Raw genomic sequence first — 18,448 nt, 5'->3', positions numbered from 1 at the left:
GGCTTTTTTTTGATATACTTGAAAGGTAAAAAAATACTTTGTGATGAAGGAATCTATGCTTTGAGCACCTTCTAGACTTCAAAGTAAAAAGAAAGGGAAAGCAATGTCGACATTAGAAATTAAAGACCTTCACGTTGAAATTGAAGGCAAAGAAATTTTAAAAGGTGTAAACCTGACCCTAAAAACTAGTGAGATCGCAGCCATCATGGGACCAAACGGAACAGGGAAATCTACTCTGTCAGCTGCCATTATGGGAAACCCAAATTATGAAGTAACCAAAGGGGAGATTCTGTTTGATGGTGTCAACATCTTGGAATTGGAAGTAGACGAACGTGCACGGATGGGCTTGTTCCTTGCCATGCAATACCCTTCAGAAATCCCAGGAATTACCAATGCTGAATTTTTACGTGCAGCCATGAATGCTGGTAAAGAAGAGGACGAGAAGATCTCTATTCGTGATTTCATCAAAAAATTGGATGAAAAGATGGAACTGCTCAACATGAAAGAAGAAATGGCAGAACGCTATTTGAACGAAGGCTTCTCTGGTGGTGAGAAAAAACGCAATGAAATCCTTCAATTGTTGATGTTGGAACCAACATTTGCCCTTTTGGATGAAATTGACTCTGGTTTGGATATCGATGCTCTTAAGGTCGTATCTAAAGGGGTTAATGCAATGCGGGGTGAAGGTTTTGGAGCTATGATTATTACCCACTACCAACGTTTGTTGAACTATATTACTCCTGACGTCGTTCATGTGATGATGGAAGGCCGTGTCGTGCTTTCAGGTGGGCCAGAATTGGCTGCACGCTTGGAACGTGAAGGCTATGCCCAACTCGCAGAAGAACTCGGTTACGACTATAAAGAAGAACTATAACCTGATGACAAGTGATCTAATGTTGTCATAAAATCAAACAGATAGTGTCTTTATTAGGAGAAAAAAATGAGTATTGAAAATATTACCCTCTTTTCGGAACTGCATGCTGAGCCAAGCTGGCTGCAGGATTTACGAAAAAAAGCTTTTAACAAGATCGATCAGTTGGAATTACCAGCCATTGAACGCGTCAAATTCCACCGCTGGAATCTTGGGGATGGGACGATCACAGAAAGCGAGGCTTCTGCCAATGTTCCTGATTTTACAGCCCTCGATTCAAATTTAAAATTAGTCCAAGTTGGAACTCAAACTGTATTTGAACAGGTGCCACAAGCCTTGGCAGACCAAGGAGTCCTTTTCACAGATTTCCATACTGCCCTAGAAGAAATTCCGCAGGTAGTGGAAGACTACTTCATGTCTTCGGTTAAATACGATGATGATAAACTAGCAGCATACCACACAGCTTATTTTAATAGTGGGGCTGTCCTTTATGTTCCAGACAATGTCGAAATTTCAGAACCAATCGAAGGCATTTTCTACCAGGATAGCGACAGTGATGTACCTTTTAATAAGCACATTTTGATTATCGCAGGTAAAAACAGCAAGTTCAGCTATTTGGAACGTTTGGAATCAAAAGGTGAAGGCTCAGCAACAGCAACTGCTAATGTGACGGTTGAAGTGATCGCTCGCTCAGGTGCCCAAGTGAAATTTGCGGCGATTGACCGTCTGGGTGAAAATGTCACAGCCTACATCAGTCGACGTGGGAAACTAGGACAGGATGCCAGCATTGATTGGGCTATTGGTGTTATGAACGAAGGTAACGTGGTTGCAGATTTTGACAGTGACTTGGTTGGAAACGGAAGTCATGCAGATTTGAAAGTCGTTGCCTTATCAAGTGGTCGTCAGGTACAAGGAATTGACACCCGCGTGACCAACTTTGGTTGCAACTCGATCGGAAATATCTTGCAACACGGGGTTATTCTTGAAAAAGGAACCTTGACCTTCAACGGAATTGGTCATATCATCAAGGGAGCTAAAGGAGCAGATGCTCAGCAAGAAAGCCGTGTCTTGATGTTATCGGATCAAGCGCGTTCAGATGCCAACCCAATCCTCTTAATTGATGAAAATGACGTCACAGCAGGTCATGCTGCATCGATCGGTCAAGTGGACCCAGAAGATATGTATTACCTCATGAGTCGTGGTCTGGATCAACACACAGCAGAACGCTTAGTGGTGCGTGGTTTCTTGGGATCTGTTATTGTTGAAATCCCAGTTAAAGAAGTACGTGATGAAATGATTGCGACTATCGAAGAAAAGTTATCTCAACGCTAAGGAGAAACGATGCTAGATAAAAATACGATTGCTCAAGATTTTCCCATTCTCGATCAACTAGTTCACGATGAGCCTTTGGTTTATCTAGATAATGCAGCGACGACGCAAAAACCTAAACGTGTTCTTGAAGCCGTTAATCACTATTATTTGCAAGATAACGCCAATGTTCATCGTGGAGTTCATACTTTGGCTGAACGAGCGACAGCAGCCTATGAGGCGGTGCGTGAGAAAGTCAGAAAATTTATCAACGCTTCATCAACCAAGGAGGTGCTCTTTACAAGAGGGACAACGACTGGACTCAACTGGGTGGCACGCTACGCAGAAGAAGTCCTAAAGGAAGGGAATGAGGTCCTGATTTCCATCATGGAACATCACTCCAACATCATTCCTTGGCAACAAGCCTGCAAGAAGACAGGAGCAAAACTGGTCTATGTCTATCTAAAAGATGGCTTGCTGGATATGCAGGACTTAAAGAGCAAGCTTAGTGAGAAGACAAAATTTGTCTCCATCACCCATGCTTCGAATGTCTTAGGGGTGGTCAATCCGATCAAGGAAATTGCTCGATTAGCTCATGAAGTTGGAGCGATCATGGTCGTAGATGGGGCTCAATCAACCCCTCATATGGCCATTGATGTACAAGGCTTAGATGCGGATTTCTTTGCTTTTTCTGGCCATAAGATGGCTGCACCAACAGGGATTGGTGTCCTCTATGGGAAGGAAGAAATCTTAGAGCAAATGTCTCCGATCGAGTTTGGGGGCGAGATGATTGACTTTGTTTATGAACAATCTGCCTCTTGGAAGGAATTGCCTTGGAAATTTGAAGCTGGAACACCTAATATGGCGGGTGCAATTGGACTTGGTGCAGCAATCGATTACTTAGAAGAGCTGGGTATGGACCAAGTAGGAGCGCATGAGCAAGAATTGATTGCCTATGTGTTTCCAAAATTACAGGCTATCGAAGGCTTGACCATCTATGGTTCCCAAGACTTAGCCCAACGTTCTGGCGTCATTTCCTTCAATCTAGGAGATCTCCATCCGCATGACTTAGCAACAGCACTAGATTATGAAGGGATTGCCGTTCGTGCAGGTCACCACTGTGCACAACCGCTCCTTCAATACCTACAAGTCCCAGCGACAACGAGAGCAAGTTTTTATATCTACAACACCAAAGCGGACTGTGATAAATTAATTGAGGCATTGATCAAAGCAAAGGAGTTTTTCAATGGCACTTTCTAAATTAGATTCGCTGTACATGGCGGTCGTAGCCGATCATTCAAAACACCCCCACCACCAAGGACAAATTGAAGATGTTGATCAGATCCAACTCAACAATCCAACTTGTGGAGATGTGATCCAGTTAAGTGTGAAATTTGATGAGAATGACAGGGTGGAAGATATCGCCTTTGTTAATTCAGGATGTACGATCTCGACCGCTTCAGCTAGTATGATGACGGATGCTGTAATGGGAAAAACAAAAGAGGAAGTCGAAGAATTGGCGCAGGTCTTTTCAGAAATGGTCCAAGGGAAGTCAGATCCTCGGCAAGAGGAGTTGGGAGATGCAGCCTTCTTATCTGGAGTCTCAAAATTCCCACAACGGATTAAATGTGCGACCCTCTCCTGGAATGCTCTTAAAAAAGCGATCGAACGTAGCAAATAGTTAAAAGAAGAAACAGAGAAAGAAAGGAAATTATGGCTGAAGAAAGAGTCGAACCGAAACCAATTGATCTCGGTGAATATAAATTTGGATTTCACGATGATGTTCAACCCATTCTCTCTACCGGGAAGGGATTGAATGAAGCGGTTATTCGTGAATTGTCTGCAGCAAAAAATGAACCCGAATGGATGCTCGAATTCCGTTTGAAATCTTTTGAAACCTTCAAAAAGATGCCCATGCAAACCTGGGGAGCCGATCTATCAGAGATTGACTTTGATGATTTGATCTATTATCAAAAACCTTCGGATAAACCTGCCCGTTCATGGGACGAAGTTCCAGAGAAAATCAAGGAAACCTTTGAGCGTATCGGGATTCCTGAAGCAGAACGTGCTTACTTAGCAGGGGCTTCTGCTCAGTATGAATCAGAAGTGGTTTACCACAATATGAAAGAAGAGTTTGAAAAGTTGGGGATTATCTTTACTGATACCGATTCTGCCTTAAAAGAATATCCAGATCTTTTCAAACAGTACTTTGCGAAGTTAGTGCCACCAACGGATAACAAATTGGCTGCCCTCAACTCAGCAGTCTGGTCTGGTGGAACCTTCATTTATGTACCAAAAGGCGTAAAAGTCGACGTCCCCCTTCAAACTTACTTCCGTATCAACAACGAAAATACAGGTCAGTTTGAGCGTACCTTGATTATCGTGGATGAGGGAGCAAGTGTTCACTATGTGGAAGGCTGTACAGCACCGACCTATTCAAGCAATAGCCTCCATGCAGCGATTGTTGAGATCTTTGCCTTGGATGGTACTTATATGCGCTACACGACCATCCAAAACTGGTCTGACAATGTCTACAACTTGGTCACCAAGCGGGCCAAAGCTCAAAAAGATGCTACAGTTGAGTGGATCGACGGGAACTTAGGAGCGAAGACAACCATGAAGTACCCATCTGTTTATCTAGATGGAGAAGGAGCGCGTGGGACCATGTTGTCCATTGCCTTTGCGAATGCAGGTCAACACCAAGATACAGGTGCCAAGATGATCCACAATGCCCCTCACACTAGCTCGTCTATCGTATCCAAATCCATCGCGAAAGGTGGCGGAAAGGTAGACTACCGTGGACAAGTAACCTTTAACAAAAATTCCAAGAAATCAGTTTCTCATATCGAGTGCGATACCATTATTATGGATGATTTGTCAGCATCAGATACGATTCCATTTAATGAAATCCACAACTCACAAGTTGCTTTGGAGCACGAAGCTAAAGTTTCAAAAATCTCAGAAGAGCAACTGTATTATTTGATGAGTCGTGGTCTGTCTGAATCAGAAGCGACAGAAATGATTGTCATGGGATTTGTAGAACCCTTTACAAAAGAACTTCCAATGGAATATGCCGTTGAGTTAAACCGACTCATTAGCTACGAAATGGAAGGATCTGTAGGATAATTCGTTTTAATAGCAAAATAAAATCACAATGGATTTGACTCCATTGTGATTTTTTTGCTTATAGCTTTTCGTTGACATAACGAACAAATTCATTCCACCAAACCTTTAAGAAAAAGCTTTTCTCAATGGTTCTTCCCGATACCATATCGACCGTTGGCTCTTGATCTTCTAAGTAGCCACGTCCGATTTTATCTGGATCAGTGTAGTGTAATTTTCCAAGATTTGTGCCTGATTTGACAGGTGCTCGGAATGATTCTTGGTTGCTCTTGAATTGAATTTTTGGTTCCGCTTGACTGCCTTGCTTTTCAACGATATAGAAGTCTTTTTTTGCAACAGCTAAAACAGTCTCGGACTTCCCGTCCATGACAGTTGCCTTACTTTTTCCGTAGGGATCTCCTTCTTTGACGACAATGGAAGAAACAAAGGTTCGTACCACGTAGTTCATCAGAGAAGAAGTAGCCACAAAACGTGCATATGGATCACCGTCAACTGCCTCCACTCCTAGGACAACCGTGATCATGTGGATGCCATTTTGCGTCGTTGATGCAGCAAATGTGATACCACCTTTGGTAGAGTTGCTGACCCGAAGGCCGTCGACTCCCGACCGGTAATTCGGCATGCCTTCTAGCATCAGGTTGGGGTTTTCAATCTGCGTGTTTGAAAAAAGAGCAGTGGGTTTTGAAGTATATTTGGTCACTTCAGGAAAATCCTGGAGTAAGTGCTTGGCAATGACAGCAATATCATAAGCACTCAATTGATTTTCGTCTCCTTTCCCGTCAGGATCTCCGCTGATGGTTTGAGTATTTAATCCGGTAGCATTAATTAAATGAGGAGATTGAATGCCCCATTCAGAAAGTTTCTGCTTCATTTTTTCAACGAAGCTTTTCTCAGAGCCCCCCACTTTCTCAGCTAAGGCCAAGGCAGCAGTACTAGAATTTCCAACTAAAAGAGCAGTCAATAACTGTTCAACCGTATATTGGTTCGCTTCCATAGGAAGAGTACCAGCACCTTCGATATCATTTAAAGCCAGAGCTTTCTCAGACAATTTGATAGGATCTTTTAGAGAAAGTTTTTTTTCATGAATAGCTTCGAAAATCAGATAAGTGGTCAAGAGTGTAGATAGTCCCCCCACATCTCGTTTTTTCTCTGAATCCTTTTCATATAAAATTTTACCTGTATCAGCTTCAACAGCAATAGCACTTTGAGCAGGAAGTTCTAGCTCATCTGCCAGAACGACTTGATAAGGTAAACTGCATAACAGCAGCATGAAGGTTAAAAAAGAAAGAAAGAATTTTTTCACAGTTGTTTCCTCGTTGCTTAGTCCTCTCTATTGTATCATACAAATGATTAATGGAAAATTGTAAAATCATCAATTAGGCTAAAAAGTCAGTCATAGCAAGGTTTTTGAATAGTGATAAAACGAATATTCAGAAAATTTAGTTTACTTTTTTTTCTACTTGTGATATAATCTTAAACAAATCTAAAAAAACTATTGGAGAATTCCTATGAAAAAAGGTAAAGTATTCGCAGTTGCCGGAGTAACACTCCTTGCAGCTGGATTGTTAGCTGCATGTTCTAGTTCAAATACTAGCAAAGCAAGCTCAGGCGAAGACAAAAACTATGGTTATGTCTACACTTCAGATCCAACAACTTTGGACTATACAATTTCTTCTAAAGCTGCTACCCATGACATCACTACAAATGTGGTAGACGGTTTGTTAGAAAATGATAAATACGGTAACCTTGTACCTTCACTTGCGGAAGACTGGTCTGTTTCTAAAGATGGTTTGACTTATACCTACAAGATTCGTAAAGGTGTCAAATGGTATGATGCGGATGGTGAAGAACACGGCGAAGTGACTGCCAAAGACTTCGTGACTGGTTTGAAACACGCTGCTGATAAAAAATCGGAAACTCTTCCACTCGTTCAAGGTTCTGTCAAAGGATTGGATGATTATGTCCAAGGAAAAATCACAGACTTCAGCCAAGTTGGTGTCAAAGCGGTTGATGATTACACACTTCAATACACATTGAACAAACCTGAAACTTTCTGGAACTCTAAAACGACTAACGGAATTTTGTTCCCAATAAGCACAGAGTTCTTGAAGAGTAAGGGAGATGATTTTGGTCAACCAAACGATGTGAAGTCAATCCTTGCAAACGGACCTTTCCTTCTTAAATCAATCACTTCAAAATCATCTGTTGTATTTGAAAAGAATGACAACTACTGGGATAAGAAAAACGTTCACCTGAAAGAAGTAAAATATACTTATTACGATGGATCAGACCAAGATTCATTGGCACGTGGATTCTCTGATGGTGCTTATACAAAAGCTCGCCTTTTCCCTGCAAGTTCAAACTTTGCAACTGTAGAGAAAAAATATAAAGACGATATCTTTACTACACCAGCAGGATCAGGTGTAGCAGTTCTTGGCTTTAACCTTGATCGTCAATCTTACAAACACACTGCTAAAAAATCAGATGCTGAAAAGACTGCGACTAAGAAAGCAATTTTGAACAAAGATTTCCGTCAGGCCATCACTTTTGCCTTGAACCGTGAAAACTACTCAGCACAAGTCAATGGTAAAGAATTTGCTAAACCAGCTATCCGTAATACATATGTTGCACCTGCATTCGTACAAGTAGATGGAAAAGACTTCGGAAATGTAGTTGCAGATAAGTTGACTACTTATGGAGACCAATGGAAGGGTATCAACCTTGCAGATGGTCAAGATGGTCTTTATAACAAGGATAAAGCGAAAGCGCAACTTGAAAAAGCCAAAGCTGAACTTCAAAAAGATGGTGTTCAATTCCCAATTCATATTGATGTACCGGTAGCACAAAATTCTACAAACTTTGTTTCACGGATGCAATCTCTGAAACAAACGGTAGAAGATACTCTTGGTAAAGACAATGTCGTTCTTGATCTTCAAATGATGGACTCAGACGAAGTGTTGAATATTACTTTGAATGTGCCATCAGCTGCAGACGCAGACTGGGATCTTCAAGGAATGGTAGGATGGAACCCAGACTATGATGATCCATCAACTTACCTTGATACTCTTCAACCAGCTTCTGAGGACCAAACAAAAGTTTACCTTGGTTTTGCAGGTGGTGTAGATAACCCATCAGCAAAAGCTGTAGGTTTGGATGAGTTTGCAAAACTTCTTGACGATGCAAACAACGAAACACAAGATGTTGTGAAACGTTATGAAAAATACGCAGTAGCTCAAGCTTGGTTGACAGATAGTGCGATTGTTATTCCAACGATGTCAAGTACAGGTGCTGCAACAGTTGTTTCTAAGGTAGTTCCATTCTCTGAACCATCATCACAAACAGGTAACAAAGGTTCAACATACTTGAAATACGTTGAAGTTCAAGATGAGCCGGTTACTAAGAAACAATACGATGAAGCCCTTAAGAAATGGCAAAAAGAAAAAGCTGAGTCAAACAAAAAAGCTCAACAAGATCTTGAAAAACACGTTAAATAATTAAATTATTGATTTTCATTAGAACTTTCTCTTCTAGGGGAGAAAGTTCTTTTGGACATTAAAGGAATGAAATATGAAAAAATATGTTTTTATGCGTATTTTGCGTTCGTTAGTGTCGATCTTTCTCGTCACGACATTAACCTACATGATTATCTATACGCTAACACCGAGAAATCTCATCTTTAAAAATGACCCTAACTACAATAAAGTAGCGAAGACAAAGGATTCGAAGATCAACTACGAAAATACTGTCTACGATCGCATGGGTTATTTGGAATACATGGATTCAAAGAGCTTGCAACAAAAAGCAAGTAAAGAAGATTCTTCTGTAACAGTTGATGCGACTACTGCTAATGAAAAGATCTATAAGGAATACATTAAAAAATTAGGTCATGGTTGGCAGTTGAAACGTTTCCCAGAAAGCAAGTCTTTCTATGCGGTGCGTGAAATTCCGGTTTTTGAACGTGTCATTAGTTTCTATGCGAATTTGATTCAATTTGATCATCCAGGTTGGGTGAAAGATGCCTCAAATCCAAACCTCAAACGCTATATCCGTATTGAAAATGATCCATCTATTGGTTGGTCTGTTGTAGGTTCTGGTACGAAGCACAAATACCTCTTGTACTTTAATGGTCAATTCCCATATGTACACCAAAACTTTGTGACCTTAAACCTTGGAAATTCATATCCAACTTATTCAAATACCCCTGTTCTTCAAGTTATTACCCAAGGACAAGGAACAACTAAGAAGAGTGAAGTGAACTTCCCAACAGGTAAAAAGACATCTTCAATCGATATCTACTCACGTACCTACAAATCACCAAGTAAGGCAGACTCACAAGATATCAGTCGATTTGGTAAAGGGGACGCTTATACAGCAACGTTGAGCAACTATGAGAATCCATCCATGATTGCATCTTCTTCAATCATTGGTTTGATTGGTATTGCGATTGCTTACTTGATTGCGATCCCATTAGGATCTTACATGGCTCTGTTCAAGGACTCATGGTTTGATAGCATCTCAACAGCAACCTTGACATTTATGATGTCTCTTCCAACTATTGCCCTTGTTTACATTGTGCGTCTAGCAGGTTCATTCTTTGGACTTCCAGACTCATTTCCAGTACTTGGAGCACAGGATTGGCGTTCATATGTATTGCCTTCTCTGATTCTTGGCTTGTTGAGTGCTCCATTTATCGCAGTTTGGATTCGTCGTTACATGATCGATATCCACTCGCAAGATTTCGTCCGTTTTGCTCGTTCAAAAGGATTGTCAGAACGTGAGATCTCAAGAAAACACATCTTCAAAAATGCGATGGTTCCATTGGTATCTGGTATTCCAGGTTCTATTATTGGAGTTATCTCAGGTGCGACACTTACTGAAACGGTCTTCGCTTTCCCAGGTATGGGTAAAATGTTGATTGACTCTATTAAAGCATCAAACAACACCATGGTCATCGGACTTGTCTTCATCTTCACATCACTTGGTATCTTTGCTGCCATGTTAGGTGATATCTTGATGACAGTGCTTGATCCACGGATTAAATTAACGAATACGAAAGGAGGCAAATAATGGCTACAATCGATAAAAATAAATTTCAGTTTGTAAAACGCGATGACTTTGCCTCTGAAGTAATCGATGCTCCAGCATATTCTTACTGGAAATCTGTATTCAGACAATTCTTGAAAAAAAGAACTACCATCATTATGCTTGCTATTTTAATTGGGATTCTCTTGATGAGTTTTGTCTATCCTATGTTTTCAAATTTTGATTACAACGACGTAAGTAAGGTAAATGACTTTTCAGCACGTTTGAATCCACCAAGTGCCAAAGCTTTCTTTGGTACAGATAATAACGGTAAATCCCTCTTTGATGGAGTTTGGTTTGGTGCTCGAAATTCTATTATCATTTCCTTCATCGCCACTGTTATTAACGTGGTAGTCGGAGTCATCGTTGGTGGAATTTGGGGGATCTCAAAATCTATCGACCGTATCATGATGGAAGTTTATAACGTTATTTCAAACATTCCATTTATGTTGATCGTTATCGTCTTGACTTACTCAATGGGATCTGGTTTCTGGAACTTGATTCTTGCCATGTCCTTAACAGGATGGATCGGAATTGCTTATACCATTCGTGTCCAAATCATGCGTTACCGTGATTTGGAGTACAACCTTGCCAGCCGAACATTAGGAACACCAACTTTGAAAATTGTTACGAAAAATATTTTGCCTCAATTGGTATCTGTTATCGTGACACAAACATCACAGTTGCTTCCAAGCTTTATTTCTTACGAAGCTTTCCTTTCATTTTTCGGACTTGGTCTTCCAATTACAGTTCCAAGTTTGGGACGATTGATTTCTGACTATTCTCAAAACGTAACTACAAATGCCTACCTATTCTGGATTCCGCTTACTGTTTTGATTTTAGTATCCTTGTCATTCTTTATCGTCGGACAAAACTTGGCCGATGCCAGCGACCCACGTACACATAGATAGGAGGAGTAGATATGACATCAAATAACAATATTATTTTATCTGCTCAAGATATCGTAGTGGAATTTGACGTGCGCGATCGCGTACTGACAGCTATTCGTGGCGTATCGCTTGAGCTAGTGGAAGGTGAAGTTCTTGCCTTGGTTGGTGAGTCAGGTTCAGGGAAATCAGTTTTGACAAAAACATTCACTGGAATGTTAGAAGATAACGGCCGTATTGCCCAAGGTTCGATTAAATACCGTGGTCAAGAATTGACAGATTTGAAATCGAATAAAGATTGGGAAAATATTCGTGGATCAAAGATCGCTACAATTTTCCAAGACCCAATGACAAGTTTGGACCCAATCAACACAATTGGTTCACAAATTACAGAAGTCATTATCAAACACCAAGGGAAAACAGCTAAAGAAGCCAAAGAAATGGCTTTGGACTATATGGAGAAAGTTGGAATTCCAGATGCTGAACGTCGTTTTGATGAGTATCCATTCCAATATTCAGGTGGGATGCGTCAACGGATCGTTATTGCCATCGCCTTGGCCTGTCGTCCAGATATCTTAATCTGTGACGAACCAACAACAGCCCTTGACGTAACCATTCAAGCGCAAATCATTGATTTATTGAAATCCCTTCAAAAAGAATACCAATTTACAGTTATCTTTATCACCCACGACTTAGGTGTGGTTGCAAGTATTGCAGATAAAGTAGCCGTTATGTATGCTGGCGAAATTGTTGAGTTTGGGAAAGTAGAAGAAATTTTCTACGATCCAAAACATCCATATACATGGAGCTTGCTTTCAAGCTTGCCTCAGTTGTCAACCTCAGATGGTGATCTTTACTCTATTCCAGGGACTCCGCCATCATTGTATGCTCCAATCAAAGGAGATGCCTTCGCACTTCGTTCAGACTATGCAATGCAGATTGATTTTGAAGAAGAGGCACCTGCTTTCAAAGTAACCGATACTCACTGGGCTAAGACATGGTTGCTCCATCCAGATGCACCAACAGTTCATAAACCAGAAGTAATCGAAAACCTTCACGAAAAGATTGGCTCAAAAATGGGCTTCACTCACATTACTGAATAGGAGGAAGGAAATGACTGAAAAATTAGTTGAAATTAAAGATTTAGAAATTTCCTTCGGTGAAGGAAGTAAAAAATTCGTTGCTGTAAAGAATGCCAATTTCTTCATTAATAAGGGAGAAACTTTCTCTCTTGTTGGTGAATCAGGAAGTGGGAAGACGACAATTGGACGTGCGATCATCGGTTTGAATGATACAAGTGCTGGAGAAATTATTTATGATGGGCGCAAGATCAACGGAAAAAACTCTCATAGTGAAAAATCAGAGTTGATCCGTAAAATTCAAATGATCTTCCAAGACCCAGCAGCAAGTTTGAATGAACGTGCTACAGTTGATTATATTATCTCCGAAGGTTTGATCAATCACCATTTGTTTAACAGCGAAGAAGAACGTCAGGAAAAAGTGAAAAATATTATGCATGAAGTTGGACTTCTTGCAGAACATTTGACACGTTACCCTCACGAATTTTCAGGTGGTCAACGTCAACGGATCGGTATTGCCCGTGCACTTGTCATGGAACCAGAATTTGTCATTGCGGATGAACCAATCTCAGCCCTTGACGTTTCAGTACGTGCGCAGGTCTTGAACCTTTTGAAAAAATTCCAAAGAGAATTAGGCTTGACCTATCTCTTTATCGCCCATGACTTGTCAGTTGTGCGTTTCATTTCTGACCGTATTGCAGTTATCTATAAAGGGGTTATTGTAGAAGTAGCAGAAACTGAAGAGCTATTTAACCACCCAATCCATCCATACACGCAATCGCTTCTTTCAGCAGTCCCAATTCCAGATCCAATTCTAGAACGTAAAAAAGTTCTAAAAATCTATGATCCAGAACAACATGATTACTCTGAAGATAAACCACAAATGGTTGAAATTAAACCAGGTCATTATGTATGGGCTAACAAAGCTGAAGAAAACAAATACAGACAAGAATATAAATAGAGAGGATTCCCTCTCTATTTTCTTTATTCAAAAAACTTTCAAGAAAGTAAAAAAAAATTAAAAAAAGTGTTGACAGTAAGTGTAGGTCATGATATACTAATATAGTTGTCGCGCGAGAGCGACAAAGACCTTTGAAAACTGAACAAGACGAACCAATGTGCAGGGCACTATAACGGAGGTTATAGTAACTGAACAATAAAAAAACAATAAATCTGTCAGTGACAGAATGAGTTTAAGACAAACAATTATTTTAATGAGAGTTTGATCCTGGCTCAGGATGAACGCTGGCGGCGTGCCTAATACATGCAAGTAGAACGCTGAAGGAGGAGCTTGCTCTTCTGGAAGAGTTGCGAACGGGTGAGTAACGCGTAGGTAACCTGCCTCTTAGCGGGGGATAACTATTGGAAACGATAGCTAATACCGCATAAAAGTCGACATTGCATGATGTTGACTTGAAAGGTGCAATTGCATCACTAAGAGATGGACCTGCGTTGTATTAGCTAGTTGGTGAGGTAACGGCTCACCAAGGCGACGATACATAGCCGACCTGAGAGGGTGATCGGCCACACTGGGACTGAGACACGGCCCAGACTCCTACGGGAGGCAGCAGTAGGGAATCTTCGGCAATGGGGGCAACCCTGACCGAGCAACGCCGCGTGAGTGAAGAAGGTTTTCGGATCGTAAAGCTCTGTTGTAAGAGAAGAACGAGTGTGAGAGTGGAAAGTTCACGCTGTGACGGTATCTTACCAGAAAGGGACGGCTAACTACGTGCCAGCAGCCGCGGTAATACGTAGGTCCCGAGCGTTATCCGGATTTATTGGGCGTAAAGCGAGCGCAGGCGGTTAGATAAGTCTGAAGTTAAAGGCTGTGGCTTAACCATAGTACGCTTTGGAAACTGTTTAACTTGAGTGCAGAAGGGGAGAGTGGAATTCCATGTGTAGCGGTGAAATGCGTAGATATATGGAGGAACACCGGTGGCGAAAGCGGCTCTCTGGTCTGTAACTGACGCTGAGGCTCGAAAGCGTGGGGAGCAAACAGGATTAGATACCCTGGTAGTCCACGCCGTAAACGATGAGTGCTAGGTGTTGGGTCCTTTCCGGGACTCAGTGCCGCAGCTAACGCATTAAGCACTCCGCCTGGGGAGTACGACCGCAAGGTTGAAACTCAAAGGAATTGACGGGGGCCCGCACAAGCGGTGGAGCATGTGGTTTAATTCGAAGCAACGCGAAGAACCTTACCAGGTCTTGACATCCCTCTGACCGCTCTAGAGATAGAGTTTTCCCTCGGGACAGAGGTGACAGGTGGTGCATGGTTGTCGTCAGCTCGTGTCGTGAGATGTTGGGTTAAGTCCCGCAACGAGCGCAACCCCTATTGTTAGTTGCCATCATTGAGTTGGGCACTCTAGCGAGACTGCCGGTAATAAACCGGAGGAAGGTGGGGATGACGTCAAATCATCATGCCCCTTATGACCTGGGCTACACACGTGCTACAATGGCTGGTACAACGAGTCGCGAGTCGGTGACGGCAAGCTAATCTCTTAAAGCCAGTCTCAGTTCGGATTGTAGGCTGCAACTCGCCTACATGAAGTCGGAATCGCTAGTAATCGCGGATCAGCACGCCGCGGTGAATACGTTCCCGGGCCTTGTACACACCGCCCGTCACACCACGAGAGTTTGTAACACCCGAAGTCGGTGAGGTAACCATTTGGAGCCAGCCGCCTAAGGTGGGATAGATGATTGGGGTGAAGTCGTAACAAGGTAGCCGTATCGGAAGGTGCGGCTGGATCACCTCCTTTCTAAGGAAAAGGAAACCTGTACGTTGGTCTTGTTTAGTTTTGAGAGGTCTTGTGGGGCCTTAGCTCAGCTGGGAGAGCGCCTGCTTTGCACGCAGGAGGTCAGCGGTTCGATCCCGCTAGGCTCCATTAACACTATAAGGGTGTTAAGATTGAACATTGAAAATTGAATATCTATATCAAATAGTAACAAGAAAATAAACCGAAACGCTGTAAATATTTAAAGAGTTTAGGTCGCAAGACCAAAAATAAGGTTAAGTTAATAAGGGCGCACGGTGGATGCCTTGGCACTAGAAGCCGAAGAAGGACGTGACAAACGACGAAATGCTTTGGGGAGCTGTAAGTAAGCGACGATCCAGAGATGTCCGAATGGGGGAACCCACTAGCTAATGGCTAGTACTCCTATCTGTTAAGGATAGGTAGAGGAAGACGCAGTGAACTGAAACATCTAAGTAGCTGCAGGAAGAGAAAGCAAAAGCGATTGCCTGAGTAGCGGCGAGCGAAACGGCAGGAGGGCAAACCGAAGAGTTTACTCTTCGGGGTTGTAGGACTGCAATGTGGACTTAAAGATTATAGAAGAATGACATGGGAAGGTCAGCCAAAGAGAGTAAGAGCCTCGTATTCGAAATAGTCTTTATACCTAGCAGTATCCTGAGTACGGCGGGACACGAGAAATCCCGTCGGAATCTGGGAGGACCATCTCCCAACCCTAAATACTCTCTAGTGACCGATAGTGAACCAGTACCGTGAGGGAAAGGTGAAAAGCACCCCGGGAGGGGAGTGAAATAGAACCTGAAACCGTGTGCCTACAACAAGTTCGAGCCCGTTAATGGGTGAGAGCGTGCCTTTTGTAGAATGAACCGGCGAGTTACGATATGATGCGAGGTTAAGTTGAAGAGACGGAGCCGTAGGGAAACCGAGTCTGAATAGGGCGCAATAGTATTATGTCGTAGACCCGAAACCATGTGACCTACCCATGAGCAGGTTGAAGGTGAGGTAAAACTCACTGGAGGACCGAACCAGGGCACGTTGAAAAGTGCTTGGATGACTTGTGGGTAGCGGAGAAATTCCAAACGAACTTGGAGATAGCTGGTTCTCTCCGAAATAGCTTTAGGGCTAGCGTCGACATTAAGATTCTTGGAGGTAGAGCACTGTTTGGGTGAGGGGTCCATCCCGGATTACCAATCTCAGATAAACTCCGAATGCCAATGAATTATGGTCGGCAGTCAGACTGCGAGTGCTAAGATCCGTAGTCGAAAGGGAAACAGCCCAGACCACCAGCTAAGGTCCCAAAATAATTGTTAAGTGGAAAAGGATGTGGGGTTGCACAGACAACTAGGATGTTAGCTTAGAAGCAGCTATTCATTCAAAGAGTGCGTAATAGCTCACTAGTCGAGTGACCCTGCGCCGAAAATGTACCGGGGCTAAAACAATTTACCGAAGCTGTGGATACCTTTATAGGTATGGTAGGAGAGCGTTCTATGTGTGGCGAAGGTGTACCGTGAGGAGCGCTGGAACGCATAGAAGTGAGAATGCCGGTATGAGTAGCGAAAGACAGGTGAGAATCCTGTCCACCGTAAGACTAAGGTTTCCAGGGGAAGGCTCGTCCGCCCTGGGTTAGTCGGGACCTAAGGAGAGACCGAAAGGTGTATCCGATGGACAACAGGTTGATATTCCTGTACTAGAGTATGTAGTGAAGGAGGGACGCAGTAGGCTAACTAAAGCGTGCGACTGGAAGTGCACGTCTAAGCAGTGAGGTGTGAATTGAGTTAAATGCTTAATTCTATAACATTGAGCTGTGATGGGGAGCGAAGTTTAGTAGCGAAGTTAGTGACGTCACACTGCCAAGAAAAGCTTCTAGCGTTAATCATACTCTACCCGTACCGCAAACCGACACAGGTAGTCGAGGCGAGTAGCCTCAGGTGAGCGAGAGAACTCTCGTTAAGGAACTCGGCAAAATGACCCCGTAACTTCGGGAGAAGGGGTGCTGGCTTAAAGTCAGCCGCAGTGAATAGGCCCAAGCAACTGTTTATCAAAAACACAGCTCTCTGCTAAATCGTAAGATGATGTATAGGGGGTGACGCCTGCCCGGTGCTGGAAGGTTAAGAGGAGTGCTTAGCGTAAGCGAAGGTATGAATTGAAGCCCCAGTAAACGGCGGCCGTAACTATAACGGTCCTAAGGTAGCGAAATTCCTTGTCGGGTAAGTTCCGACCCGCACGAAAGGCGTAATGATTTGGGCACTGTCTCAACGAGAGACTCGGTGAAATTTTAGTACCTGTGAAGATGCAGGTTACCCGCGACAGGACGGAAAGACCCCATGGAGCTTTACTGCAGTTTGATATTGAGTGTCTGTACCACATGTACAGGATAGGTAGGAGCCATTGATATCGGGACGCCAGTTTCGATGGAGGCGTTGTTGGGATACTACCCTTGTGTTATGGCCACTCTAACCCGGTAGGTTTATCATCTACGGAGACAGTGTCTGACGGGCAGTTTGACTGGGGCGGTCGCCTCCTAAAAGGTAACGGAGGCGCCCAAAGGTTCCCTCAGAATGGTTGGAAATCATTCGCAGAGTGTAAAGGTATAAGGGAGCTTGACTGCGAGAGCTACAACTCGAGCAGGGACGAAAGTCGGGCTTAGTGATCCGGTGGTTCCGTATGGAAGGGCCATCGCTCAACGGATAAAAGCTACCCTGGGGATAACAGGCTTATCTCCCCCAAGAGTTCACATCGACGGGGAGGTTTGGCACCTCGATGTCGGCTCGTCGCATCCTGGGGCTGTAGTCGGTCCCAAGGGTTGGGCTGTTCGCCCATTAAAGCGGCACGCGAGCTGGGTTCAGAACGTCGTGAGACAGTTCGGTCCCTATCCGTCGCGGGCGTAGGAAATTTGAGAGGATCTGCTCCTAGTACGAGAGGACCAGAGTGGACTTACCGCTGGTGTACCAGTTGTCTCGCCAGAGGCATCGCTGGGTAGCTATGTAGGGAAGGGATAAACGCTGAAAGCATCTAAGTGTGAAACCCACCTCAAGATGAGATTTCCCATGATTTTATATCAGTAAGAGCCCTGAGAGAAGATCAGGTAGATAGGTTAGGAGTGGAAGTTGTGTGAGCAATGGAGCGGACTAATACTAATAGCTCGAGGACTTATCCAAAGAGTCAGAAGATATTGACAACGAAAGGTTAACTTGTTAGAATATAGATGTTCAATTTTGAATGTTTAATCATTCAGAGTTAAGTGACGATAGCCTAGGAGATACACCTGTACCCATGCCGAACACAGCAGTTAAGCCCTAGAACGCCGGAAGTAGTTGGGGGTTGCCCCCTGTGAGATAAGGTAGTCGCTTA

At 43.1% G+C, this 18,448-nt stretch carries 11 protein-coding genes, 1 tRNA gene and 3 rRNA genes; 14 read left to right on the top strand and 1 reads right to left on the bottom strand.

The window, feature by feature from the left end:
• Positions 1-103 precede the first annotated feature (103 nt).
• The 5 genes from sufC (at position 104) to sufB (ending at position 5,305) form a co-directional block, all read left to right on the top strand.
• On the top strand, positions 104-874 hold the full coding sequence (gene sufC, locus SM121_RS00075; RefSeq protein WP_155127064.1) for a Fe-S cluster assembly ATPase SufC: 771 nt from the start codon (positions 104-106) through the stop codon (positions 872-874).
• Between the two features lie 66 nt (positions 875-940).
• Positions 941-2,203 carry a Fe-S cluster assembly protein SufD gene (sufD, locus tag SM121_RS00070; protein WP_155127067.1) on the top strand — a complete coding sequence of 421 codons (1,263 nt, stop codon included), beginning with the start codon at positions 941-943 and terminating at the stop codon, positions 2,201-2,203.
• Positions 2,204-2,212: 9 nt separating this feature from the next.
• Entirely contained in the window at positions 2,213-3,439 is a 1,227-nt protein-coding gene (locus SM121_RS00065; RefSeq protein WP_320910917.1) for a cysteine desulfurase, read from the top strand.
• Positions 3,426-3,860, top strand: a complete 435-nt coding sequence (gene sufU, locus SM121_RS00060; protein ID WP_003004754.1) for a Fe-S cluster assembly sulfur transfer protein SufU — start codon at positions 3,426-3,428, stop codon at positions 3,858-3,860. The genes SM121_RS00065 and sufU overlap by 14 nt, the downstream gene beginning before the upstream one ends.
• Positions 3,861-3,892: 32 nt before the next feature.
• Complete coding sequence (gene sufB / locus SM121_RS00055; RefSeq protein WP_320910916.1) at positions 3,893-5,305, top strand: Fe-S cluster assembly protein SufB; 1,413 nt, start codon at positions 3,893-3,895, stop codon at positions 5,303-5,305.
• Between the two features lie 58 nt (positions 5,306-5,363).
• Here the strand turns inward: sufB and SM121_RS00050 are convergent, their stop codons facing one another.
• Complete coding sequence (locus SM121_RS00050; RefSeq protein ID WP_320910915.1) at positions 5,364-6,605, bottom strand: serine hydrolase; 1,242 nt, start codon at positions 6,603-6,605, stop codon at positions 5,364-5,366.
• Positions 6,606-6,810: 205 nt separating this feature from the next.
• Here SM121_RS00050 and SM121_RS00045 point away from each other — a divergent pair, with 205 nt between their 5' ends.
• The 9 genes from SM121_RS00045 to rrf all read left to right on the top strand — a co-directional run bounded on the left by SM121_RS00045 (position 6,811) and on the right by rrf (position 18,448).
• The gene (locus SM121_RS00045; protein ID WP_155127073.1) at positions 6,811-8,796 is read left to right on the top strand and encodes a peptide ABC transporter substrate-binding protein; all 1,986 of its coding nucleotides are present in this window, start codon (positions 6,811-6,813) and stop codon (positions 8,794-8,796) included.
• A 73-nt stretch (positions 8,797-8,869) separates the two neighbouring features.
• Complete coding sequence (locus SM121_RS00040) at positions 8,870-10,369, top strand: ABC transporter permease (protein ID WP_003013994.1); 1,500 nt, start codon at positions 8,870-8,872, stop codon at positions 10,367-10,369.
• Positions 10,369-11,295 carry an oligopeptide ABC transporter permease OppC gene (gene oppC, locus SM121_RS00035; protein WP_003010290.1) on the top strand — a complete coding sequence of 309 codons (927 nt, stop codon included), beginning with the start codon at positions 10,369-10,371 and terminating at the stop codon, positions 11,293-11,295. Before SM121_RS00040 ends, oppC begins: the two co-directional genes overlap by 1 nt.
• A gap of 11 nt (positions 11,296-11,306) precedes the next feature.
• Complete coding sequence (locus tag SM121_RS00030) at positions 11,307-12,374, top strand: ABC transporter ATP-binding protein (RefSeq protein ID WP_003004369.1); 1,068 nt, start codon at positions 11,307-11,309, stop codon at positions 12,372-12,374.
• 10 nt (positions 12,375-12,384) lie between these two features.
• Positions 12,385-13,311, top strand: coding sequence for an ATP-binding cassette domain-containing protein (locus SM121_RS00025; protein ID WP_003010296.1), 927 nt, complete (start codon positions 12,385-12,387; stop codon positions 13,309-13,311).
• A gap of 249 nt (positions 13,312-13,560) precedes the next feature.
• A 16S ribosomal RNA gene (locus SM121_RS00020) occupies positions 13,561-15,106 on the top strand.
• A 53-nt stretch (positions 15,107-15,159) separates the two neighbouring features.
• Positions 15,160-15,232, top strand: a tRNA-Ala gene (locus SM121_RS00015).
• Positions 15,233-15,355: 123 nt separating this feature from the next.
• Positions 15,356-18,255 (top strand): 23S ribosomal RNA (locus tag SM121_RS00010).
• A 79-nt stretch (positions 18,256-18,334) separates the two neighbouring features.
• A 5S ribosomal RNA gene (gene rrf / locus SM121_RS00005) occupies positions 18,335-18,448 on the top strand.
• The 16S, 23S and 5S rRNA genes sit together here with 1 tRNA gene alongside, the layout of an rRNA operon.

This window comes from Streptococcus sp. S1 (assembly GCF_034137685.1).
GTDB lineage: Bacteria > Bacillota > Bacilli > Lactobacillales > Streptococcaceae > Streptococcus > Streptococcus dentalis.
The sequence above is the reverse complement of the archived record's forward strand: the minus strand, read 5'-3'. Positions and strand labels throughout refer to the sequence as shown.